Genomic DNA, 20,126 nt, shown 5'->3' with positions numbered 1-20,126 from the left:
GGCGCACCTGGCCCGGGCGGCCGGACCCGGGAGACGGGCGCCGGCCGGGCTACCCTGGCTGGGTGAGTACTGAGCAGACCCCCGAAACCCCCGAGGGACCGCGCCCCGGCCGGCTGACCGCCGCGGCCGCGCTGTCCGGGCTCGAAGGGCTCGCCCTGGTCGCCGGTGGCCTCTTCATGCTCGTGATGGGCCTGACCGGCAAGCCCGACCGGCCGACCCAGGCCGAGACGGGTGGCCTGACCCTGGTGGTCCTCGGCCTGATCCCGCTGATCGCCGCGCGCGGCCTGCTGCTGCGCCGCCGCTGGAGCCGGGGCCCCGCCATGATCACCCAGATCATGGCGCTCCCGGTCGCCTGGATGTTCCTCAACTCCGACGGCGCCCCCTGGATCCCCGCGGGCATCGCGCTGGCCGCCGTCGCCGTCACCGGCCTGGTGCTCCTCGTGAACCCGGCCACCACCCAGGCGCTCGGCATCCGCGGTCCGGTGCGCGACGCGTAACCGCGCACCGGACGGGGATCGCCTGTTCCGCCCTGCTCTGCCGCTATTCCGCCCCTACTCCTCAACGAGCAGCCGCTCGCGCAGCTGCGCCAGCGTGCGGGCCAGCAGCCGCGAGACGTGCATCTGCGAGATGCCGACCTCCTGCGCGATCTGGGACTGCGTCATGTTCCCGAAGAAGCGCAGCAGCAGAATCCGCTTCTCGCGCGGCGGCAGGTCTTCGAGCAGCGGCTTCAGGGACTCCCGGTACTCGACGCCCTCAAGCGCCTCGTCCTCGGCGCCCAGGGTGTCCGCCACCGCGGGCGACTCGTCGTCCGTGTCCGGCACGTCCAGGGAGAGCGTGGAGTAGGCGTTCGCCGACTCCAGGCCCTCAAGGACCTCCTCCTCCGAGATGCCAAGGCGCTCGGCCAGCTCGTGCACCGTCGGTGAGCGGCCGTGCTGCTGGGACAGCTCGGCCGTCGCCGTGGTGAGCGCGAGCCGCAGCTCCTGGAGCCGGCGCGGGACCCGCACCGCCCAGCCCTTGTCGCGGAAGTGCCGCTTGATCTCGCCGACCACGGTGGGTGTCGCGTACGTCGAGAACTCCACGCCCCGCTCGGGGTCGAACCGGTCCACCGACTTGATCAGGCCGATCGTGGCGACCTGGGTCAGGTCGTCCAGCGGTTCGCCCCGGTTGCGAAAGCGCCGCGCCAGGTGTTCGACCAGAGGCAGATGCATCCGTACCAGCTGATTGCGCAGCTCGGCCTTCTGCGGGGAGCCCTCGGGCAGCTCGCGCAGCTGGATGAACATCGCCCGCGCCCCGCTGCGGTCGTGCGGATCGTGGTGCCTGTGCTCGGTGTGCTCGCTCATAAGGGCCGCCCGCTCTGCCTGCTCCGCCGCGTACCAAACGCCATCTGGGCCATCCACAGGGCTGTCCACCGGGTGCGGCCGGGCCTGCTGCTCCGGGATGTCCGCGGAGCGCGGCACGTCGGGATTGCGCTCGTCGTCCCGCACCGGACCCTCCCCGCTCACGCCGGTCCGGGTCCCGCGCCGCGCTGTTTGTACAGGCTGATGGAGACCGTGCGGTCATCGGCCACCGAGGAGTCGACCTTGCCGGCCAGGGCGGAGAGCACCGTCCAGGCGAAGGTGTCGCGCTCAGGGGCCCGGCCGTCGGTGGTCGGGGCGGAGACCGTGACCTCCAGTGAGTCGTCGACGAGGCGGAACACGCAGCTCAGCACCGAACCCGGTACGGCCTGCTGGAGGAGGATCGCGCAGGCCTCGTCGACCGCGATGCGCAGGTCCTCGATCTCGTCGAGGGTGAAGTCCAACCGTGCCGCGAGACCGGCCGTGGCCGTACGCAGCACTGACAGGTAGGCACCCGCGGCCGGCAGCCGGACCTCCACGAAGTCCTGATTACCGGGCTCGCCTGCGATCTGGGACACCCTCACCTCCAAGGTGGCACAAAGCTCTGTCGGGGCCCGGGGAGCGGGGAGATCCCGGGGCCGTGGGTACGGGGTCCGTACCTGGACTGGCGACGCTATCGCGATCCATGGTGCCCTGTCGCCGAAGCTCTTCCGGCGGCTGTCACTCATGGTAAGCCCACGAGTACGGACAGTGGCTAGAGGTTTGCGGTGCCCAATTGCTGTGAACCGGGACCGGGTTGACGTACCCAGGCACCGCCGGGTCGAACCCCCGTCATCACACCAGCAGTCCGTCCACGAAACACCAGCGCCAGCTCTCGCCCGGCTCGAAGGTGCGCATCACCGCGTGCCCGGTCTCCTTGAAGTGGGCCGTGGCGTGCTGGTGCGGCGAGGAGTCGCAGCAGCCGACGTGACCACAGACCAGACACAGCCGCAGCTGTACGGGATGCGTACCCTCCTTCAGACACTCCGGGCAGGTGTCGTTCAGCGGGGCCGGCTCGGGGCGCGGCAGTTCTGCAACGTGCGGACACTCGCTCATGATGGCCAGGTTACGACGGAGCGCCCGGCGCGGGTGAGTGGGGACGGACGGATCTGATGGACGCATTGCCGCTGGTGGCGCTGATCGCGGCGAGCGCGGCGGTCGCGGGGGGAGCACGCAGGACGCCGGTGCCCGCGCCGCTGCTCCTGGTCGCGGTGGGACTGGTCGCGGCGTACGTGCCCGGCGTCCCCGCGTACACCCTGGACCCGCACGTCGTGCTGCCGCTCATCCTGCCCCCGCTGCTGCACACCGCGGCCCTGGAGAGTTCCTACCTCGATCTGCGCGCCAACGTGCGGCCGGTGGCGCTGCTTTCGGTCGGGTACACCCTGTTCGCGACGGTGGCCGTCGGCTGTCTCGCGTACCTCCTGGTGCCCGGTCTGCCGATCACCGCGGCGCTCGTGCTGGGCGCGGTGATCGCGCCGCCGGACGCGGTCGCCGCCACCGCCATCGCGCGCCGGCTGCGGCTGCCGAGCCGGATCACCACGATCCTCCAGGGGGAGTCCCTGGTGAACGACGCGACCGCCATCACCGCGTACAAGGTGGCGCTCGCCTCGGCCGTGGGGGCCGGGGCGACCTGGGGCGGCGGGCTCAAGGAGTTCGCGCTCGCCTCCGTGGGGGGCATCGGCGTCGGGCTCGTGCTCATGCTGCCGATCCACTGGCTGCGCCGCCATCTGCGCGAGGCGCTGCTCCAGAACACCCTGTCGCTGCTCATCCCGTTCGTCGCGTACGCGGCGGCCGAGCAGGTCGGGGCGTCCGGGGTGCTCGCGGTCGTCGTGGTGGCCCTCTACCTCGGCCACCGCTCCTGGCAGGTGGACTTCGCGACCCGGCTCCAGGAGGAGGCGGTCTGGAAGATGGTCGCCTTCGTCCTCGAATCCGCGGTGTTCGCGCTGATCGGACTGCAAATGCCGGTCGTGCTCAAGGGACTTGGGGAGTACGGGGGCGGTGAGGCCGCCTGGTACGCGTCGGTGGTGTTCGCGCTGGTGGTGGCGGTCCGGTTCGTCTGGGTCTTTCCCGCCACGTTCCTGCCGCGCGCGCTGTCGGAGAAGGTACGGCGCCGGGAGCCGCAGGTCGACTGGACGGCGCCGGTGATCGTGGGGTGGGCCGGGATGCGGGGCGTGGTCTCCCTCGCCATCGCCTTCTCGATCCCGCTGACCATGGCGGACGGTTCGGCCTTCCCCGCGCGCAACCTCGTCCTCTTCCTCACCTTCACGACGGTGATCGGCACGCTGGTCGTGCAGGGGCTCACGCTGCCCCCGCTGATCCGGCTGCTCGGGCTTCCCGGGCGGGACGTCCAGGCCGAGACGCTGGCCGAGGCGCAGGCCCAGAGCGAGGCCTCACGCGCGGCCGAGGCCCGCCTGGACGAGCTCCTTGCCGACGACCGCAACGCCCTGCCGCCGCCGCTCGCGGTCCGTCTGCGGACGGTGCTTGAGCGGCGGCGCAACGCGGTGTGGGAGCGGTTGGGGGCGGTCAACGCGGAGACGGGGGAGTCGGCGGACGACACCTACCGGCGGCTTTCGCGCGCGATGATCGAGGCGGAGCGGGAGGTTTTCGTCTCCCTGCGGGATGCTCGGCGGATCGATGACGAGATGCTGCGGACGTTGCTGCGCAGGCTGGACCTGGAAGAAGCGGCCGCCTACCGAGAGGGCGAGCCCTAACCCCGGCCACGATCCGCCGGACGGCCCGAGGTTGCCCGTGCGGGCCAGCGTGAACCCCGCCAGGGGCGCGGGGAACTGCGCGCAGCCCGGGTCCCTGGGGCTCCGCCCCAGACCCCGTTCGGCCTGAACGGCCTCGTCCTCAATCGCCGGACGGGCTGAGGGTGCCGGTGCGGGCCAGCACGGACCCCGCCAGGGGCGCGGGGAACTGCGCGAGAAGCGACCACGACCCGCAGCCAACCTCCCTGGGGCTCCGCCCCAGACCCCGTTCGGCCTGAACGGCCTCGTCCTCAATCGCCGGACGGGCTGAGGGTGCCGGTGTGGGCCAGCACGGACCCTGCCCAGGGGCGCGGGGAACTGCGCGGGGAGCGACCACGGCCCGCAGTCGAGAGCCCTGCCGGTGTGGGCCAGCACCGCCCCTGCCAGGGCCGCGGGAGTCACGGGTGGCCCGTGATGGTTGCTGTCAGGCGGGTGCCTGGGGGGAACGTGGTCTCCTCCGTCAAGACCAGCAGCGCGTAAAGCAGCTTCGCCACATACACCCGCTCCACCCCCACCCCGTGCCGCTCCTCGAAGTCCCGCGCGAACGCGTCCAGTTCTGGCGGCACCCGCGCGTACCCGCCGAAGTGGAAGCGCTCGTCCAGGGTCCAGTCCCCCCGCTCCTCGCCGAAGGCCTCACGCTGGAGGGCGCGGATCTGCGGGGCAAGGAAGCCGCCCTTGAGGACCGGCACCCCGATCGCCCGCTGACTGGGGGCGAGACCGGCGGCCAGGCCGGCCAGGGTGCCGCCGGTGCCGCAGGCCACCCCGACCACGTCCGTGACCCCGCGCAGCTCCTCGCCGAGCGCCGTACAGCCCCGTACCGCAAGGGAGTTGCTGCCGCCCTCGGGCACGACGTACGCGTCACGCCCGAGCAGGTCGAGCAGGCCCGCGAGCACGTCCGGCGAGGACTTGCGCCGGTACAGCGCGCGGTCGACGAAGTGGAGCCGCATGCCGTCCGCCGCGCACCGGGCGAGGGAGGGGTTGAGCGGCCGGCCCGCGAGCTCGTCGCCGCGTACGACCCCGATCGTGGGGAAGCCGAGCAGCCGCCCGGCCGCGGCCGTCGCGCGCAGGTGGTTGGAGTAGGCGCCGCCGAAGGTGAGGACGGGCCGGCCCGCCGCGGCCCGCAGGTTGAGGCTCAGCTTGCGCCATTTGTTGCCGACCAGGTCGGGGTGGATCAGATCGTCCCGCTTGAGGAAGAGCCGTACCCCGTGCCGCGCGAAACGCTCGTCCGCCGCCTCCTCCAGGGGGGAGGGCAGGCGGGGGGCGAGCGCTTCGGGGTTCATGCGTCCATTGTCACTTCAGCCGGTCGCGCACGCGTTCGCGCAGCCAGTCCATGGTGAACCCGCGCGGATCCACCTTGCCGACCTGCCACTCCTTGTGGCCGATGACGGAGCGCTCGGTCCAGCGGTAGTGACGGCACACGGCGGCCGCGGCCTTCTCGACGGCGTCGAGCTGGGCCTGGGGCCACGGGTCCTTGCCGTCCCCCAGGTTCTCGCACTCGAACCCGTAGAAGTGCGTGTTCCCGTCGGTGTCGTTCTTCACCGGCGGCGGCAGCCGCTTCTCGGCGATCACGGCGCGCAGCACATCACCGTCGCCCGCGCCGGCGTGGTTGGCGCGGCCGTTGCCGACGAGATGGACCCGGCCGTCCTTGGTGATCACGCCGTGGCACAGCGGCCCCGGCAGTGCCTCGTAACCGTCGTAGCAGAGGCGGACCGTCGCGTCGGACCCGCTGGTGGCGGTGTGGTGGATGACGACGCCGTTGACCGGGCCCCAGCCGCCGTGCCCGGCCCGGTTGTGGCTGCGCCACTGGCCGGTCTCCACGACGGTGAGGCCTTCGGCGCGCAGGGCGGCGAGGAACTGGTCTGCGGACATGGGTGGGGCCATGGCCGCCTCCTTCCAGAGCGGTGCGGAACATCTCGTACCGCTTGTACCCCAACTCCCGCTATGGGGCGATCTGTTCGGTTTGGTGAGCGAGCCGATCCGGACAATCCGCCGCCGCGCGATGCGTCCGTCCTGGGCGAGCCAGAGGTCGGGCCCGAAGGCCTCGTAGTGGATGTCGGCCGCCGCCACGCCCTTGGCGAGCAGCTGGGTGCGGACCGCGCGCATGAACGGGAGCGCGCCGCAGAGGTGGGCGCGGGTGCCCGACGGCACCGGGAGACGCGCAGCGTGTCGCCCTCGCGGACCCGGGCATGGAGGTGGCTGGAAACCTCGCCGTCGGGGGCGCCCGTGACCCGCTTGACGGTGCTGGAGCGCAGCTCGCCACCGGGCTCCGCGTAGAGGCGGTCCACCAGGTGGGTGGCGAACGCGGCTATGGACCCGGCGAGCGCCTGCTTCTGGAGGCGTTCGAACGGCGCGCGGGACTGCCCGTACCGGAGGCGTTCTAGTCCCACTCATTTGAGTAATGGCGCGTCGACTCTCCGTAATGGGAGGGTTCTCAGCGCAGTACGGCTTGAAGATCGCGAGAGCGCCGAGTAAGGAGTCACATGTCGGTCGAGGCAGGTCCCGAGAACCGCGCGCAACAGAGTCTCGGCACAGCCGCCGCGCGGAACTTGGCGACCACCACCAAGTCCGCCCCGCAGATGCAGGAGATCACCTCCCGGTGGCTGCTGCGCACGCTGCCGTGGGTGCAGGTGCAGGGCGGTACGTACCGGGTCAACCGACGGCTCAGCTACTCCGTGGGAGACGGCCGGGTCACCTTCGTGCAGACCGGGGAGCGGGTCGCCGTCATCCCCGCCGAACTGGGCGAGCTGCCGGCCCTGCGCGACTACGAGGACGACGGGGCGCTCGGCGAGCTCGCCGGCCGCTGCGAGCAGCGCGAGTACGGGCCGGGCGAGGTCATCGTCACCGCGGGCGATGTGACGGACCGGGTGTTCCTGCTCGCGCACGGCAGAGCCGAGAAGGTCGGCGCCGGCCAGTACGGCGCGGAGACGGGTCTCGGCTTCCTCGCCGACGGCGCCTACTTCGGCGAGCAGGCCCTCGTCTCGGGCGACGCCACCTGGCAGTGGTCGGTCCGCGCCACCACCGCGTGCACCGTCCTGGTCCTCAGCCGGGCCGACGTGCTGAACCTCGCCGAGCGCTCCGAGTCGTTGCAGGCCCACCTCACGGCGGTCGCCAGCCTGCCGGAGCAGCGCACCAACAAGTACGGCGAAGCGGCGATCGACCTGTCGGCAGGCCACGTCGGCGAAGCCGTCATCCCGCACACCTTCGTCGACTACGAGAGCGTGCCCCGCGAGTACGAACTCTCCGTGGCGCAGACCGTGTTGAAGGTCCACAGCCGGGTGGCCGACCTCTACAACCAGCCGATGAACCAGACCGAGCACCAGCTCCGTCTGACGGTCGAGGCGCTGCGCGAGCGCCAGGAACACGAGCTCATCAACAACCGTGAGTTCGGCCTCCTGTCCAACTGCGACTACGGCCAGCGCATCCAGCCGCACGACGGCGTGCCGAGCCCCGACGACATGGACGAACTGCTCTCGCGCCGCCGTGGCTCCAAGCTCTTCCTCGCCCACCCCCGCGCGATCGCCGCCTTCGGGCGCGAGTGCAACAAGCGCGGCCTGGTGCCCGAGTCCGTCGAGGTGGCGGGCACCCACCTGATGGCCTGGCGCGGGGTGCCGATCTTCCCGTGCAACAAGATCCCGGTGAGCGAGGCCCGTACGACCTCGATCCTGTGCATGCGTACCGGCGAGGACCAGCAGGGCGTCATCGGCCTCCAGCAGTCCGGCATCCCGGACGAGGTCGAGCCGAGCCTTTCGGTGCGCTTCATGGGCATCGACGAGCAGGCGATCATCTCCTACCTGGTCACGGCGTACTACTCGGCCGCCATCCTGGTGCCCGACGCGCTCGGCGTCCTGGAGAACGTCGAGGTCAGCCGCTGGCGGTGAGCCTCAGGACCGGGCGCACCCGCGCGGTGCGCCCGGCGCCGACGTCCCCTCGGAGAAAGGCCATACCTGTTGGCAATGCCGGATGCCATGGAGGGCCGCGAGGCCGTTGAACTCCTTGAGCGGACCCGTGCCGTCGTCAATCCCCAACTGCGCGAGACCGTCCAGTCGTTGCCGCGATCCATGCGCCGGGTCGCCCGGTACCACTTCGGCTGGGAGCAGGCCGACGGCACCCCGGCCGGCGCCCACGCGGGCAAGGCGATCCGCCCGGCCCTCGTGCTGGCCGCCACGACCGCGTTCGGCGGCCGTCCCGAAGCGGCGGTACGGGCGGCGGCCGCCGTCGAGCTCGTCCACAACTTCCACCTGCTCCACGACGACGTCATCGACGAGGACGCCACCCGGCACCACCGCCCCACCGCCTGGACCGTCTTCGGCGCCGCCGACGCCATCCTCGTGGGGGACGCGCTGCTCGCCCTCGCGCTGCGCGTGCTCGCCGACGACCAGCACCCGGCGGCCGCCGCCGCCTCCGCCCGGATCACCGCCTGCGTCATCGAGCTGTGCGCGGGCCAGCAGGCCGACCGCGCCTTCGAGGACCGGGGCCCCCAGGACGTCTCGCTCGACGAATGCATCGCCATGGCCATGGCCAAGACGGGGGCGCTGCTCGGCTGCGCCTGCGCGCTCGGCGCACTGTACGCGGGCGCGGGCGACGAGGAGGTCGCCGCCATGGACGCGTTCGGCCGCGAGGCGGGGCTCGCCTTCCAGCTCATCGACGATCTGATCGGCATCTGGGGCGACCCCGGGCACACCGGGAAGCCCGCGGGCGCCGACCTGGCCGCGCACAAGAAGTCCCTGCCGGTCGTCGCCGCGCTCGGCTCGGACACCCCGGCGGCCGCCGAACTCGCCGGGCTCTACCGGGGCCCGATGGGGCCCGAAGCGGTCCGCAGGGCCGCCGACGCGGTCGAGCGGTCCGGCGGGCGCGACTGGGCCCAGATCCACGCCGCCGACCGGATGTCCCGCGCGGTCGGCCACCTGGCGCGCGCCGTGCCCGACCTCACCTCGGCGGGCGAACTCCTGGCCCTCGCCGAGTTCGTGACCCGCCGCACCCGGTGAACCGTCGTACGGATTCCGGCATCAGCGAGTGGCGAAATGACCAGAGTCGCCCCAATTGCCGCCCACCGCAGCCCAGTTGACCGCTTCGCCGATCAGGCGACAACGGGGTGCTCGGCTCGAAGGGCACAAGGAAGCGGTAACACTCATTTCGGTCACCCCCTGTGACGAACGGCAGGGTACGCCGCTAATCTCCGCCCATGACACCACAGTCATGGGCGGGTTGGTATCGCGACCGCCTAGGATCAGAAGCGCTGACGATCACCACGGACGGGACGCAACTGCGGACCCGGATCAGGGGGGTCGACTTCGTTGGAGCGAGCTTCGACTCGCTCGGGCCCGTACCGGGGATACCGGCGGAGAGCGGCACCTTCGCGCTCGACGGCGGGAACCTCCGTGACTTCGTCCTCGAATGGGACATGCCCGTACCCATCTCATCGGACGACGGCGCCGTCCAGGAGGCCACGCTCAGCTGCCTGCTCTCCCTCAAGCCGCCGGAGCCCGACCTCGGCGTCGCCCTGCACTACGGGGGAGCGGTGTACGCCAGCGGCCGGGCGGAGCTCGACTTCGGCTCGGTCCTGAATGACATCCGGCGCCAACTCCCGTCCGGCGCAAGCCTCCAGCCGTCCGCCCTGGACGCGATCTAGCCGAGCCCGTCCCCGTCTGTTTCCCACGCGGCCGCCGCGCCCCCGAAGGGCCCGCCCCCGGACTCCTCGGCGCACGGCGGCCGCTCCGCGTCCCGGGACCCTCCCCCAAGTCAGCATTGTTCTACTATTGTGCAAACAATGCGCGCGCCCAACGGGAAGAGGTGCGCACGAGGAGGCATCGATGAACCGGGTCCGCTACCGCTTAATGGCCGTCACCGTGCTGCCGTTCCTGCTCGCGCTTGCCGCCGACCTGACGGCGTACGCACTCCTCCACGACCGGCTGCCGGAGCCGATGGCCAGTCACTTCACCGGGCGCGGCCACTCCGACGACACGGCGAGCCGCGCCTCCTTCCTGGGCCTCGCCGCCGGCCTGCACCTCGGGCTCGGAGCCGTTTGGGGTCTGGTCGTGCTGACCCTCGGCGCCAACGTGCGGGCCGTGCGCTGGATGATCGCCGCCGGGTACGCCACGGCGGGGTTCGTCGGGTACCTCATGGTCGCCGTGCTCCTCGCCAACGCCGGCGTGAGCGACCCGGACCGGGTGCGGATGCCGTTGTGGCACATCGCCGTCGGCGCGGGCGTCGGCGCGCTCGGGGCGGGCATCGGCCGGCTGCTCCTGGTGGCGCTGCCCGCCCCGGACCCCGAGCCGTCGCAGGGTCCTGGCGAGTCCCCGCGTCTCGACCTCGCCGAAGGAGAGGCGGCCGGCTGGATGCGCCGGGCGCCCTCGCGAGTCCTGTCCGTGGTGGGTGTGGCGCTGCTCGTCTTCGGCGTCGTACTGCTGCTCACCGCGGGCCCGCTCGGCGCGGTCGGCGCGCTGCCGGCCGGCCTGCTCTGCCTCGCCTTCTCCCGCCCCTACGTCACCGTCGACCGGCACGGCCTGACCGCCCGGCCCACCGTGCTGCCCTGGCCGCGCATACGGGTGCCGCTGTCCGACGTCGACCGGGCCGACAGCCGGCACATCGACATTCCGACGGAGTACGGGGGCTGGGGCTACCGCTTCCGCCCGGGCAGGTCGGGTCTCATGCTGCGCTCGGGCGAGGCGATCGTCGTACGGCGCCTGAGCGGGCGGGAGTTCGCCGTGACGGTGGACGACGCGGCCACGGCGGCGGGGCTGCTCAACACCCTGGCCCACCGGGCGAAGGCGGGACGCTGATGCTCTTCCGTGTCGACCCCGCCTCGCCCCAGCCGCTCGGCGACCAGATCGCGGCATCGGTACGCCGCGCGATCGCCGAGGGCGAGGTGGCGCCCGGCGACCGCCTGCCCTCGGCCCGCTCCCTCGCGGACTCCCTGGGCGTCAACGTCCATACGGTCCTGAGGGGTTACCAGTGCCTGCGCGACGAGGGCCTGATCGAGCTGCGCCGGGGCCGGGGGGCGGTGGTCGTGGGCGACCCGGGGGCGGGAGGCATGGCGGCCCTGATGCTGCGCGTGCGCGAACTGGTCGCCGAGGCGCGGGAGTTGGGGCTCACCGAGGAGGAGGTGGTGCGGCTGGTGAGGCGGGGGCTCGGGTGAGGGCGTCGTGTGATCGGTACGTCTGTCGTGTGGTCAGTACGTCTGGAGTTCCACCAGGTTCCCGTCCGGGTCCAGGACGTGTGCGGCCCGCAGGCCCGGGCCCCACTCCGGCAGGTCCCGCGCCGGGGCCGCGACGGTGCCGCCCGCGTCCGCGCACAGCGCGACGGCGGCGTCCAGCGCGTCGTGCGAGGCCACGTGGATCACCAGGGACCCGCCGCCGCGCGGCACCCGGTCCGCACCGAGCGCGGCGACCATCGCGGCCCGGGCGAACAGCGCGAGCGCCGTACGGCCCTCCGCCGCGTCCCAACTGGCGTACCCGGACGAGGCGTTGCCCCGTGCGAGGGCGCAACCGGTGAGCCGGGGGAGCACGGCGTCGTAGAAACGGAACGCCGGTTCGTAACGTTCGACGAGAAGCCGGGGGTAGGGAGGCTCCAGAGGTTCCATGCGACCGAACCTAACCCGGAGGCCGCACTTCCGCGCTGTGCGCCGGGTCACGCCGCGTCCTGCGCGTCCTGTGCTCCGGCCACTCCTCACGGCGGCTCAGGGCGTGACGTGCTGGGCGATCAGGTGCGCGCAGTCCAGCGGTCGGGCGTTCGTCGAGTCCACCTCGACGTCATAGCGCACTCCTTGGTGCACGACGTCGGCCTGCGCGCGGGCCATGCCGGGGACGCGGTCGCCCCGGGCGGCCTCGCGTGCGGCGGCGGTCTCGGGGGCGCAGCGCACGCCGGCCCAGAGCACGTCGAGCCCGTCCAGGGCGCGCAGCCATCGCTGCTGCCCGTCGGCGCCGTCGAGGAAGACCTCGTCCAGGACGACGCGGGCCCCGGCCCGCACCATCGCGGCGACGCCGAGCCTCCAGGCGTCCGAGAGCCGGCGGTACTCAGGCCCCACGCTCACCGAGCCGTCCGCCCCGATGCCGAGCCCTTCGCCGCCGTCGCGCAGCGAGGCGGGCATCGCCGCGTCCAGGGAGTCGACGCCGAACGTCAGCCAGGCCCCGGGCAGCACCGCCTGGAGACACCGGGCGATCCCCGACTTGCCCGAACTGGAGCCTCCGTTGAGCACGATCACCTGGTACCGGGGTCGCGTCTGATCCGTCATCACGCCACGATAGGCGGCCGGCCCGGACGCCCTCCACCCGCCTGGCGCCTAGGCTGCGGGCATGCGCCGCATTCTCGTGACCGGGAGCACCGGAGCCGGCAAGTCCACCCTGGCGCGCGCCCTGGGGGAGCGGATCGGGGTGCCGTATTACGAGATGGACGCCCTGTTCTACGCCGGACCGGGCTGGGCCGAGAACCCCCGGTTCGGGACGCGGGTGGCCGAGATCGCGTCCACCGGGGCCTGGCTGTTCGACTCCTACGGTCCGACAGAGGTCCGCGACCTGCTGTGGGAACGCGCGGACACGGTGGTGTGGCTGGACTATCCGCGCCGCGTCGTCATGCCGCGGGTGCTGCGCCGGTCGGTGCGCAGGACGCTGACGCGCGAACGGGTCTTCCACGGCAACCGCGAGACCCTGACGGGCTGGCTCCGCCCCGAGCACCCGGCCCGCTGGTCCTGGGCCCAGCACGCGTCCCGCGCCGCCGACATCGCCGCCCGCGCCCGAAACCCCCGCCACGCCCCCCTGCACACAATCCGCCTCACCACCCCACGCGAAACAGACACCTGGCTCTCCCACCTCCCCACCAACCCCCCACCCCCCAACTGAAGAAGAGACCCGACCAAACCCGGCCGGGCCCCTCCAAAGTCGTGCTTTTCCCTCCGGCGAAACCGGCCTGGATCAGGCCTTCTTGGTCTCCCAGAAGATGCGGTCGATCTCGGCGATGAGTTCGAGCGCCTTCTCGCCGGTCTTCGGGTCGGTCGACGCCTTCGCGGCCGAGAGGGCCTTGAGGGTGTCGTTGACCAGCTGGTGGAGCTCGGGGTACTTCTCGAAGTGCGGGGGCTTGAAGTAGTCGCTCCACAGCACGGAGACGTGGTGCTTCGCGAGCTCCGCACGCTGTTCCTTGATGACCACGGCACGCGCACGGAAGTGCGGGTCCTCGTTGGCCTGGAACTTCTCCTGCACGGCCTTGACCGACTCCGCCTCGATGCGGGCCTGGGCCGGGTCGTACACACCGCAGGGCAGGTCGCAGTGCGCGCTGACCTTCACCTTGGGGGCAAACAGGCGGGAAAGCATTCAGCTGTCCTTCCTCGTGATCGTCTTCTCAGGTGGGACATTACTCGGTGAGAGACGGGATTTCGCGGGTGCCCCCATGGGCTTAGGTCAAAAGTCCAGGGTCACCCCGGGACTCGTGGCGGAACGTACCGTGGGGAGTGGCGGCGGGGTGCCGGTGGCCTGGAGGTGGGTGACGTATGACGGACGAGGGGCGGGAGCCGAGGGTGCCGCTCGGGATCGCGGAGGTCCTGGGAACGTCGATGGTGCCGACGCTGCTGCACGGGGACCAGCTGCTGGTGCACTACGGAGCCGAACTGCGCGCCGGTGACGTGGCGGTGCTGCGCCACCCGTTGCAGCAGGATCTGCTCATCGTCAAGCGGCTGATGGAGCGGCGCGAGAGCGGCTGGTGGGTGCTGGGGGACAACACCGACGACGAGGTGGTGGACAGCCGGGCGTTCGGCGCGGTTCCGGCCGAACTCGTGCTCGGCCGGGTACGCGGGCGTTTCAGGCCGATGACGGCCGGGCGCCGGCGGACGGTCGGCTACCTGGCGTCCTGGGTGGTCTCCTCGGTCAGACCGGTGCTGTCGGACCGCTCGGTCTCCAGGCGCTTGCGGGCCCGGTAGGCGGCCACGTTGGCGCGGGTCGCGCAGCGGTCCGAGCAGTAGCGGCGCGAGCGGTTGGTCGAGGTGTCGAGATAGGCGTTGCGGCACGGCGCTGCCTGGCACAGGCCGAGTCGGTCGACGCCGAACTCCGTGAGGTGGAAGGCCAGTCCCATGGAGGCGATCGCGGCGTAGCCCGCCGTCGCGTTCGAGGGGTGGTCGGCCAGGTGCATGTGCCACAGCGGGCGGCCGTCCTCGTCGCGGTACTCGTGGCCCGACACCTGCGGGCTGACGGGGAATTCGAGCAGCAGCGAGTTGAGCAGGTCCACCGCCTGGACCTCCTGGCCCCCGTCGGCCGCCTCGAAGACCGCGCGCAGCCGGGCCCGCACCGAGCGGAAGCGCGTCACGTCCGCGTCCGTGGCCCTGCGGGCCGCCGACTGGTTGGTGCCGAACAGGGCGCGGACCGCGTCGACCGACGTCAACGTGTCCTTGTTGCGGGCCGGCTCCTCGGTGTTGACCAGGCGCACGGCGTAGTCCGAGTAATAGGCCAGTTCCACTTGTAGTCCTTACGGCGGCGGTCTAGGGTCGGGGGCGTTCCAGGTAACGGCTGGGTACCCATCGAGGGTATTACACGGCGGCTTCGAAGGAGGGGTTCCGGTGACGGAAAAGGGTGCGGACACGGGTGCGGAAACAGGTGCGGGCGGCGGCACCACCTGGCGGGGCTGGCAGGACAGCTGGGACCGTCAGCAGGAGTGGTACATGCCGGACCGCGAGGAGCGCTTCCGGGTCATGCTCGACATGGTCGAGGCCTGCGTCGGGCCCGCGCCGCGCGTGCTGGACCTCGCGTGCGGTACAGGGAGTATTACGGACCGGCTCCTCAAGAGGTTCCCGCAAGCGGTGAGCACCGGCATGGATCTCGACCCGGCGCTGCTCGCCATCGCCGGCGGCACCTTCGCCGGGGACGAGCGGGTCACCTTCGTGAGCGCCGACCTCAAGGACCCGGGTTGGGTCAAGGCGCTCCCGTACGACTCCTACGACGCCGTACTCACCGCGACCGCCCTGCACTGGCTGCACAGCGAGCCGCTGGCCGCGCTGTACGGGCAGGTCGCCGGGCTCGTGCGGGAGGGGGGCGTCTTCATGAACGCCGACCACATGATCGACCCCGCCACCCCGCGCATCAACGCGGCCGAACGCGCCCACCGCCACGCCGCGATGGACCGCGCCAAGGCAGGGGGCGCCCTCGACTGGGCCGAGTGGTGGGCGCTGGCCGCCGAGGACCCCGTACTGGCAGGACCGACCGCCGCGCGGTACGAGATCTACGGCGAGCACGCCGACGGCGACATGCCCTCGGTGTCCTGGCACGCCGAGACCCTGCGCGCGGCCGGGTTCGCCGAGGCCCGCCCCGTGTGGGCCTCCCCTTCGGACACGCTGCTCCTCGCCCTGAAGTAGTCCGCGTCAAGGCGCGTACGCGGAAGGGGGGTTGAGGGCGCGAAACCCTCAACCCCCTTTTGCGTCGGGCTACTTGCCCGCGCCCACGCTCACAGCACCTTGGACAGGAACGACTTCGTCCGGTCGTGCTGAGGGTTCGTCAGGACCTCGCGCGGGTGGCCGGCTTCGACCACCACGCCGTCGTCCATGAAGACCAGCGAGTCGCCGACCTCACGTGCGAAGCCCATCTCGTGGGTGACCACGATCATCGTCATGCCGTCCTCGGCCAGGCCCCGCATGACGTCCAGGACGTCACCCACCAGCTCCGGGTCGAGCGCGGAGGTCGGCTCGTCGAAGAGCATCAGCTTCGGCTGCATCGCCAGCGCGCGGGCGATCGCCACGCGCTGCTGCTGGCCGCCGGAGAGCTGCGAGGGGTAGTTGCCCGCCTTGTCCGCGAGGCCCACCCGGTCGAGCAGCTTCAGCGCCCGCTCGCGGGCCACCGACTTGGACTCCCGCTTGACCTGGACCGGCGCCTCCATGACGTTCTCGACGGCCGTCATGTGCGGGAACAGGTTGAAGCGCTGGAAGACCATGCCGATGTCCCGGCGCTTCAGGGCGACTTCGCTGTCCTTGAGCTCGTAGAGCTTGTCGCCCTTCTGCCGGTAGCCGACCAGCTCGCCGTCGACGTACAGCCGCCCGGCGTTGATCTGCTCCAGGTGGTTGATGCACCGCAGGAAGGTGGACTTGCCCGAACCGGACGGGCCGATCAGGCAGAACACCTCGCCCTCGGCCACCTCCAGGTCGATGCCCTTGAGGATGTGGGCGGGGCCGAACGACTTGTGGACGCCCTCCGCCTTGACCATCGGTTGTGCAGTCATGGGGTCACCGCCGCCAGTTGGTAAGGGAGAGCAGGTTCGACTTGACGCGCTCCAGCGGCGTGGGCGGCAGGGCGCGCAGCGAACCTCGTGCGAAACGGCGCTCCAGGTAGTACTGGCCGACGCTGAACACACTGGTCAGGGCCAGGTACCAGAGCGAGGCCAGGAACAGCATCTCCATCACCGCGAACGAGGTCGCGGCGACGTCCTGGGCGCTGCGCAGCAGATCCTGGTACTGGACGGCGACGACCAGCGACGACGTCTTGAGCATGTTGATGAACTCGTTGCCCGTCGGCGGGATGATCACCCGCATCGACTGGGGGAGCACCACGCGGCGCATGGTCTGGGTCTGGGTCATGCCGAGCGCGTGCGCGGCCTCGGTCTGGCCCTCGTCCACCGACTGGATGCCGGCCCGGACGATCTCCGCCATGTACGCGCCCTCGTTGAGACCGAGGCCGAGCAGGGCGGCGAGGAAGGGCGTCATGACCGCGGTCATGTAGTCCTTGTAGAACCCGAGGTTCAGGATCGGGAAGATCAGCGCCAGGTTGAACCAGATCAGGAGCTGCACATAGACCGGGGTGCCGCGGAAGAACCAGATGTACAGCCAGGCGACCGAACTGGTCACCGGGTTCTTCGAGAGCCGCATCACGGCGAACAGCACGCCGAGGATCAGGCCCACCGCCATCGAGACCACACTGATCAGGACGGTGTGCCACAGACCGGTCAGGATGCTGGCGTCGAACAGCTTGTCCGTCACCGTAGCCCAGCGCACATTGCCCTGGGCGAACGCGTACCCGAGCGCGCCGAGCACGGCGACGACGAGTACGGCGCTGATCCAGCGGCCGTAGTGGCGGACCGGGACGGCCCGGATGACGTCCGGGGGGACCTGCTCCGGCGCGGCCGGCGCCCCGCCGGCGGGGGACTTGTCGAGCTTGTCAGTCACAGCGACTGCCCTTCAGTGGTGCGTGGGTCAGGAGCCGCCGTTGATGGCTGCCTTGGTGACGGCGCCCTGCGCGCCGCCCCACTTGTCGATGGCCGTCTTGTACGAGCCGTCCTTGATGATCGCGTCAAGCGCCTGCGACAGGGCGTCACGCAGCTGGGTGTTCTTCTTGTCCACCGCGATGCCGAAGGGGCCCGCGTCCGAGGGGTTGGCGACCGCCTCGAAGTCGGCGCCGCCGCCCGCGGTCTTCGCGATGTACGCGGCCACCGGGGAGTCGTTGAGGTCGGCGACCGCGCCGCCGGCCTTGACGCGGGTTTGCGCCTCGGCGTCGGTGGCGAAGGCCTCGAAGTCCAGCTTGCCCTTGCCGTCCTTCTCGCACTTGGCGGCGAGGTCCTTGGCGGCCTGCTCATAGGTGGTGCCGCGCTGCACGGCGATCTTCTTGCCGCACAGGTCGTCGGTGGACTTGATGCCCTGCGGGTTGCCCTTCTTGACCAGGATGCCGGTGCTCGCGGTGTAGTAGTCGACGAAGTCGACACCCGTACCGGTCTTCTTGCCGTCCTTGTCGAGGCCTTCCTGGCGGGCCTTGGTGTCGCTCACCGAGGACATGACCGCGTCATAGCGGCCGGTCGGCAGCGCGCCGAGAAGGGTGTCGAAGGTGCCGCTGGTGAACTCGAACTTCACGCCGAGCTGCTTGCCGAGGGCCGCGGCGATGTCCGGGTCGATGCCCACGATGTTCTCGCCCTGCTTGAACTCCATGGGGGCGTACGTGGCGTCCGTGCCGACCTTGATGACGCCGGCCTTCTGGATGGTGGCGGGGAGCTTGGAGAAGAGCGGCGCGGACTTCGAGGCCCCGCCCGACGACTCGGGGGCCGAGCCCTTCTTCGTCTGGTCACCGCAGCCGGTGACCAGCAGGGCGCCCGCGACCGCGATCGCGCCGACCGCGGCAATCCGGGAGGTGGCGGCGGTCGTGCGGCGGGTGGTGCTTGCGGTCATGGTCGGGTTCCTCCGGCAGGTGTTGAGGGAGTGGCCATGGCGTGCGTACAACGAAACGCACAGGTCCTGGCGGTGGTCGTGCACGCATCCTCGGGTGTCGCGACCGCGGCGTGAACCGCGTGTGAAGTCGCATCTTGCCATTCGGACCTCGAAAATCGAGGTCGCAGCCATGTCAAAATCGGATAACGGGTCACCCCCCGAATCCGCCCATGCCGCCACATCCCGGCTCCCGGCGCGGGACCATCTCCGGGCCGGGCCTCGATCGGCCGTGAATTCTCCGGTTCATCTCATGATGCGGATATGTTTCATGCCGCGTAACCGACTTGTCGGGACACCGCGTGAAGAGTCGTGTCACGGTACCCAGGCCGCTTGCGACGGAGCGTCGACGCTGGGTCAATATGGACTCGTCGGCGGACGTCTCTGTCCGGTAAGAAGGATCCTTACACCCCTCATCCGGGGCTCAGGGCGCGTGTGCGGCGCGCCCGCGCGTACGTACCTCCTCCCCGCGGGGCGGGCCAACCGCCCTCAGCGGGGCACGTACGCGGGTCCGCCCACCCCTCCTCAACAAGGAGTGGCCACCCTCAACTGATGAAGACTTAAGGGGTACAACACCATGGCAGCGGAGATCGTCAATCCTCGCAGCGAAAGCACCACGGAGGGTTACGGAGATTCCGTCGAATCCTTCGACCCTGCCTTCGCGCTCCACCGGGGCGGCAAAATGGCCGTGCAGGCCACCGTGCCGATCCGGGACAAGGACGACCTGTCCCTCGCCTACACACCGGGCGTCGCCAAGGTGTGCAGCGCGATCGCCGAGAACCCGGAGCTGGTCCACGACTACACCTGGAAGTCGCAGGTCGTCGCCGTCGTGACGGACGGCACCGCGGTGCTCGGGCTCGGCGACATCGGCCCCGAGGCCTCCCTTCCGGTCATGGAGGGCAAGGCGATCCTGTTCAAGCAGTTCGGCGGCGTCGACGCGGTGCCGATCGCGCTCGCGACCACCGACACGGACGAGATCATCGAGACCGTCGTCCGGCTCGCCCCCTCCTTCGGCGGGGTGAACCTGGAGGACATCTCGGCCCCGCGCTGCTTCGAGATCGAGCGGCGCCTCCAGGAGGCCCTGGACATTCCGGTCTTCCACGACGACCAGCACGGCACGGCCGTCGTCACCCTGGCCGCCCTGCGCAACGCCGCGAAGCTCACCGGGCGCACGCTCGGCGACCTGCGCGCGGTGATCTCGGGCGCCGGCGCGGCGGGCGTGGCCATCGCCAAGTTCCTGCTGGAAGCCGGGCTCGGCGATGTGGCGGTCGCCGACCGCAAGGGCATCGTCAGCAGCGACCGTACGGACCTCACCGACGTCAAGCGCGAGCTCGCCGAACTCACCAACAAGGCGGGCCTTTCCGGCTCCCTGGAGAGCGCGCTCGCCGGCGCGGACGTCTTCATCGGCGTCTCCGGCGGTACGGTCCCCGAGCCCGCGGTCGCCTCCATGGCGCCGGGTGCCTTCGTCTTCGCGATGGCCAACCCGAACCCCGAGGTGCACCCCGACGTCGCGCACAAGTACGCGTCGGTCGTGGCCACCGGCCGCTCGGACTACCCGAACCAGATCAACAACGTGCTCGCCTTCCCCGGCATCTTCGCGGGCGCCCTCCAGGTCCGGGCCTCCCGGATCACCGAGGGCATGAAGATCGCGGCGGCGAACGCGCTGGCCGATGTCGTGGGCGACCAGCTCGCCGCCGACTACGTCATCCCGTCGCCGTTCGACGAGCGGGTCGCCCCCGCCGTCACGGCCGCGGTCGCCGCCGCCGCCCGCGCCGAGGGCGTGGCGCGCCGGTAGCCATGTGGATCTGTGCGTACGCGGCCGTGCCGGGGTCTCCTTCGGGGGAGCCCGGCACG

General features: G+C 71.2%; 24 protein-coding genes and 1 pseudogene. 12 read left to right on the top strand and 13 right to left on the bottom strand.

The window, feature by feature from the left end:
• The first annotated feature begins 62 nt into the window (after positions 1-62).
• Complete coding sequence (locus tag ACFYM2_RS24030; protein ID WP_350232590.1) at positions 63-497, top strand: hypothetical protein; 435 nt, start codon at positions 63-65, stop codon at positions 495-497.
• Positions 498-551: 54 nt separating this feature from the next.
• Here the strand turns inward: ACFYM2_RS24030 and ACFYM2_RS24025 are convergent, their stop codons facing one another.
• The 3 genes from ACFYM2_RS24025 to ACFYM2_RS24015 all read right to left on the bottom strand — a co-directional run bounded on the left by ACFYM2_RS24025 (position 552) and on the right by ACFYM2_RS24015 (position 2,429).
• Positions 552-1,484 (bottom strand): RNA polymerase sigma factor SigF, encoded by a 933-nt coding sequence (locus tag ACFYM2_RS24025; RefSeq protein WP_359005621.1) that lies wholly within the window; start codon positions 1,482-1,484, stop codon positions 552-554.
• 14 nt (positions 1,485-1,498) lie between these two features.
• Complete coding sequence (locus ACFYM2_RS24020; protein WP_067163834.1) at positions 1,499-1,912, bottom strand: anti-sigma regulatory factor; 414 nt, start codon at positions 1,910-1,912, stop codon at positions 1,499-1,501.
• A gap of 256 nt (positions 1,913-2,168) precedes the next feature.
• Positions 2,169-2,429 carry a UBP-type zinc finger domain-containing protein gene (locus tag ACFYM2_RS24015; protein WP_350232592.1) on the bottom strand — a complete coding sequence of 87 codons (261 nt, stop codon included), beginning with the start codon at positions 2,427-2,429 and terminating at the stop codon, positions 2,169-2,171.
• A 56-nt stretch (positions 2,430-2,485) separates the two neighbouring features.
• On the opposite strand from ACFYM2_RS24015, the gene ACFYM2_RS24010 reads away from it, so the two are divergent.
• Positions 2,486-4,084: a Na+/H+ antiporter gene (locus ACFYM2_RS24010; protein ID WP_359005540.1), complete on the top strand. Its 1,599-nt coding sequence runs from the start codon at positions 2,486-2,488 to the stop codon at positions 4,082-4,084.
• 434 nt (positions 4,085-4,518) lie between these two features.
• Here the strand turns inward: ACFYM2_RS24010 and ACFYM2_RS24005 are convergent, their stop codons facing one another.
• From ACFYM2_RS24005 to ACFYM2_RS23995, 3 genes and pseudogenes are all read right to left on the bottom strand, one after another.
• Positions 4,519-5,400: a 1-aminocyclopropane-1-carboxylate deaminase/D-cysteine desulfhydrase gene (locus ACFYM2_RS24005; RefSeq protein WP_388456419.1), complete on the bottom strand. Its 882-nt coding sequence runs from the start codon at positions 5,398-5,400 to the stop codon at positions 4,519-4,521.
• A gap of 10 nt (positions 5,401-5,410) precedes the next feature.
• Positions 5,411-6,001 (bottom strand): N-acetylmuramoyl-L-alanine amidase, encoded by a 591-nt coding sequence (locus tag ACFYM2_RS24000; RefSeq protein ID WP_388839093.1) that lies wholly within the window; start codon positions 5,999-6,001, stop codon positions 5,411-5,413.
• Between the two features lie 132 nt (positions 6,002-6,133).
• Positions 6,134-6,274: pseudogene (locus ACFYM2_RS23995) on the bottom strand (hemin transporter); the annotation flags it as partial.
• A gap of 32 nt (positions 6,275-6,306) precedes the next feature.
• On the opposite strand from ACFYM2_RS23995, the gene ACFYM2_RS23990 reads away from it, so the two are divergent.
• From ACFYM2_RS23990 to ACFYM2_RS23965, 6 genes are all read left to right on the top strand, one after another.
• Positions 6,307-6,501, top strand: a complete 195-nt coding sequence (locus tag ACFYM2_RS23990; protein ID WP_359005535.1) for a hypothetical protein — start codon at positions 6,307-6,309, stop codon at positions 6,499-6,501.
• 99 nt (positions 6,502-6,600) lie between these two features.
• The gene (locus ACFYM2_RS23985) at positions 6,601-7,998 is read left to right on the top strand and encodes a family 2B encapsulin nanocompartment shell protein (protein WP_359005533.1); all 1,398 of its coding nucleotides are present in this window, start codon (positions 6,601-6,603) and stop codon (positions 7,996-7,998) included.
• Between the two features lie 75 nt (positions 7,999-8,073).
• On the top strand, positions 8,074-9,105 hold the full coding sequence (locus tag ACFYM2_RS23980; protein WP_388838951.1) for a family 2 encapsulin nanocompartment cargo protein polyprenyl transferase: 1,032 nt from the start codon (positions 8,074-8,076) through the stop codon (positions 9,103-9,105).
• Between the two features lie 197 nt (positions 9,106-9,302).
• Positions 9,303-9,749 carry a DUF6304 family protein gene (locus ACFYM2_RS23975; RefSeq protein ID WP_359005527.1) on the top strand — a complete coding sequence of 149 codons (447 nt, stop codon included), beginning with the start codon at positions 9,303-9,305 and terminating at the stop codon, positions 9,747-9,749.
• A gap of 181 nt (positions 9,750-9,930) precedes the next feature.
• A complete protein-coding gene (locus ACFYM2_RS23970) occupies positions 9,931-10,899 on the top strand; it encodes a DUF1648 domain-containing protein (protein WP_388838948.1) in 969 nt (322 codons plus the stop codon).
• Positions 10,899-11,255 carry a GntR family transcriptional regulator gene (locus ACFYM2_RS23965; protein WP_359005520.1) on the top strand — a complete coding sequence of 119 codons (357 nt, stop codon included), beginning with the start codon at positions 10,899-10,901 and terminating at the stop codon, positions 11,253-11,255. The genes ACFYM2_RS23970 and ACFYM2_RS23965 overlap by 1 nt, the downstream gene beginning before the upstream one ends.
• Positions 11,256-11,288: 33 nt before the next feature.
• Here the strand turns inward: ACFYM2_RS23965 and ACFYM2_RS23960 are convergent, their stop codons facing one another.
• Both ACFYM2_RS23960 and cpt read right to left on the bottom strand, forming a co-directional pair.
• The gene (locus ACFYM2_RS23960) at positions 11,289-11,699 is read right to left on the bottom strand and encodes a glyoxalase/bleomycin resistance/extradiol dioxygenase family protein (RefSeq protein ID WP_359005517.1); all 411 of its coding nucleotides are present in this window, start codon (positions 11,697-11,699) and stop codon (positions 11,289-11,291) included.
• Positions 11,700-11,795: 96 nt separating this feature from the next.
• Positions 11,796-12,350, bottom strand: coding sequence for a chloramphenicol phosphotransferase CPT (gene cpt, locus ACFYM2_RS23955; protein WP_388838945.1), 555 nt, complete (start codon positions 12,348-12,350; stop codon positions 11,796-11,798).
• A 61-nt stretch (positions 12,351-12,411) separates the two neighbouring features.
• Here cpt and ACFYM2_RS23950 point away from each other — a divergent pair, with 61 nt between their 5' ends.
• Positions 12,412-12,954, top strand: coding sequence for an adenylate kinase (locus ACFYM2_RS23950; RefSeq protein ID WP_388838942.1), 543 nt, complete (start codon positions 12,412-12,414; stop codon positions 12,952-12,954).
• A gap of 72 nt (positions 12,955-13,026) precedes the next feature.
• Here the strand turns inward: ACFYM2_RS23950 and sodN are convergent, their stop codons facing one another.
• Complete coding sequence (sodN, locus tag ACFYM2_RS23945) at positions 13,027-13,422, bottom strand: superoxide dismutase, Ni (RefSeq protein ID WP_350232605.1); 396 nt, start codon at positions 13,420-13,422, stop codon at positions 13,027-13,029.
• 176 nt (positions 13,423-13,598) lie between these two features.
• On the opposite strand from sodN, the gene sodX reads away from it, so the two are divergent.
• Positions 13,599-14,024, top strand: a complete 426-nt coding sequence (sodX, locus tag ACFYM2_RS23940) for a nickel-type superoxide dismutase maturation protease (RefSeq protein WP_359005507.1) — start codon at positions 13,599-13,601, stop codon at positions 14,022-14,024.
• Here sodX and ACFYM2_RS23935 read toward each other — a convergent pair.
• Positions 13,943-14,557, bottom strand: a complete 615-nt coding sequence (locus ACFYM2_RS23935; protein ID WP_359005504.1) for a CGNR zinc finger domain-containing protein — start codon at positions 14,555-14,557, stop codon at positions 13,943-13,945. The genes sodX and ACFYM2_RS23935 overlap by 82 nt on opposite strands.
• Before the next feature lie 202 nt (positions 14,558-14,759).
• Here ACFYM2_RS23935 and ACFYM2_RS23930 point away from each other — a divergent pair, with 202 nt between their 5' ends.
• The gene (locus ACFYM2_RS23930; protein WP_388839090.1) at positions 14,760-15,449 is read left to right on the top strand and encodes a class I SAM-dependent methyltransferase; all 690 of its coding nucleotides are present in this window, start codon (positions 14,760-14,762) and stop codon (positions 15,447-15,449) included.
• 89 nt (positions 15,450-15,538) lie between these two features.
• On the opposite strand, the gene ACFYM2_RS23925 is transcribed toward ACFYM2_RS23930, so the two are convergent.
• The 3 genes from ACFYM2_RS23925 to ACFYM2_RS23915 are packed head-to-tail and all read right to left on the bottom strand — an operon-like array spanning position 15,539 to position 18,236.
• Positions 15,539-16,306, bottom strand: a complete 768-nt coding sequence (locus ACFYM2_RS23925) for an amino acid ABC transporter ATP-binding protein (protein ID WP_359005501.1) — start codon at positions 16,304-16,306, stop codon at positions 15,539-15,541.
• A 4-nt stretch (positions 16,307-16,310) separates the two neighbouring features.
• Entirely contained in the window at positions 16,311-17,246 is a 936-nt protein-coding gene (locus ACFYM2_RS23920) for an amino acid ABC transporter permease (RefSeq protein ID WP_359005498.1), read from the bottom strand.
• Positions 17,247-17,273: 27 nt separating this feature from the next.
• Positions 17,274-18,236 (bottom strand): ABC transporter substrate-binding protein, encoded by a 963-nt coding sequence (locus ACFYM2_RS23915; protein WP_359005495.1) that lies wholly within the window; start codon positions 18,234-18,236, stop codon positions 17,274-17,276.
• Between the two features lie 613 nt (positions 18,237-18,849).
• Between ACFYM2_RS23915 and ACFYM2_RS23910 the strand changes: the two genes are divergently transcribed.
• Positions 18,850-20,067 (top strand): NADP-dependent malic enzyme, encoded by a 1,218-nt coding sequence (locus ACFYM2_RS23910; RefSeq protein ID WP_359005492.1) that lies wholly within the window; start codon positions 18,850-18,852, stop codon positions 20,065-20,067.
• Positions 20,068-20,126: the final 59 nt, after the last annotated feature.

The organism is Streptomyces sp. NPDC006711, from assembly GCF_042869775.1.
Classification (GTDB): domain Bacteria; phylum Actinomycetota; class Actinomycetes; order Streptomycetales; family Streptomycetaceae; genus Streptomyces.
This window is presented reverse-complemented; position numbering and strand designations above follow the sequence as displayed.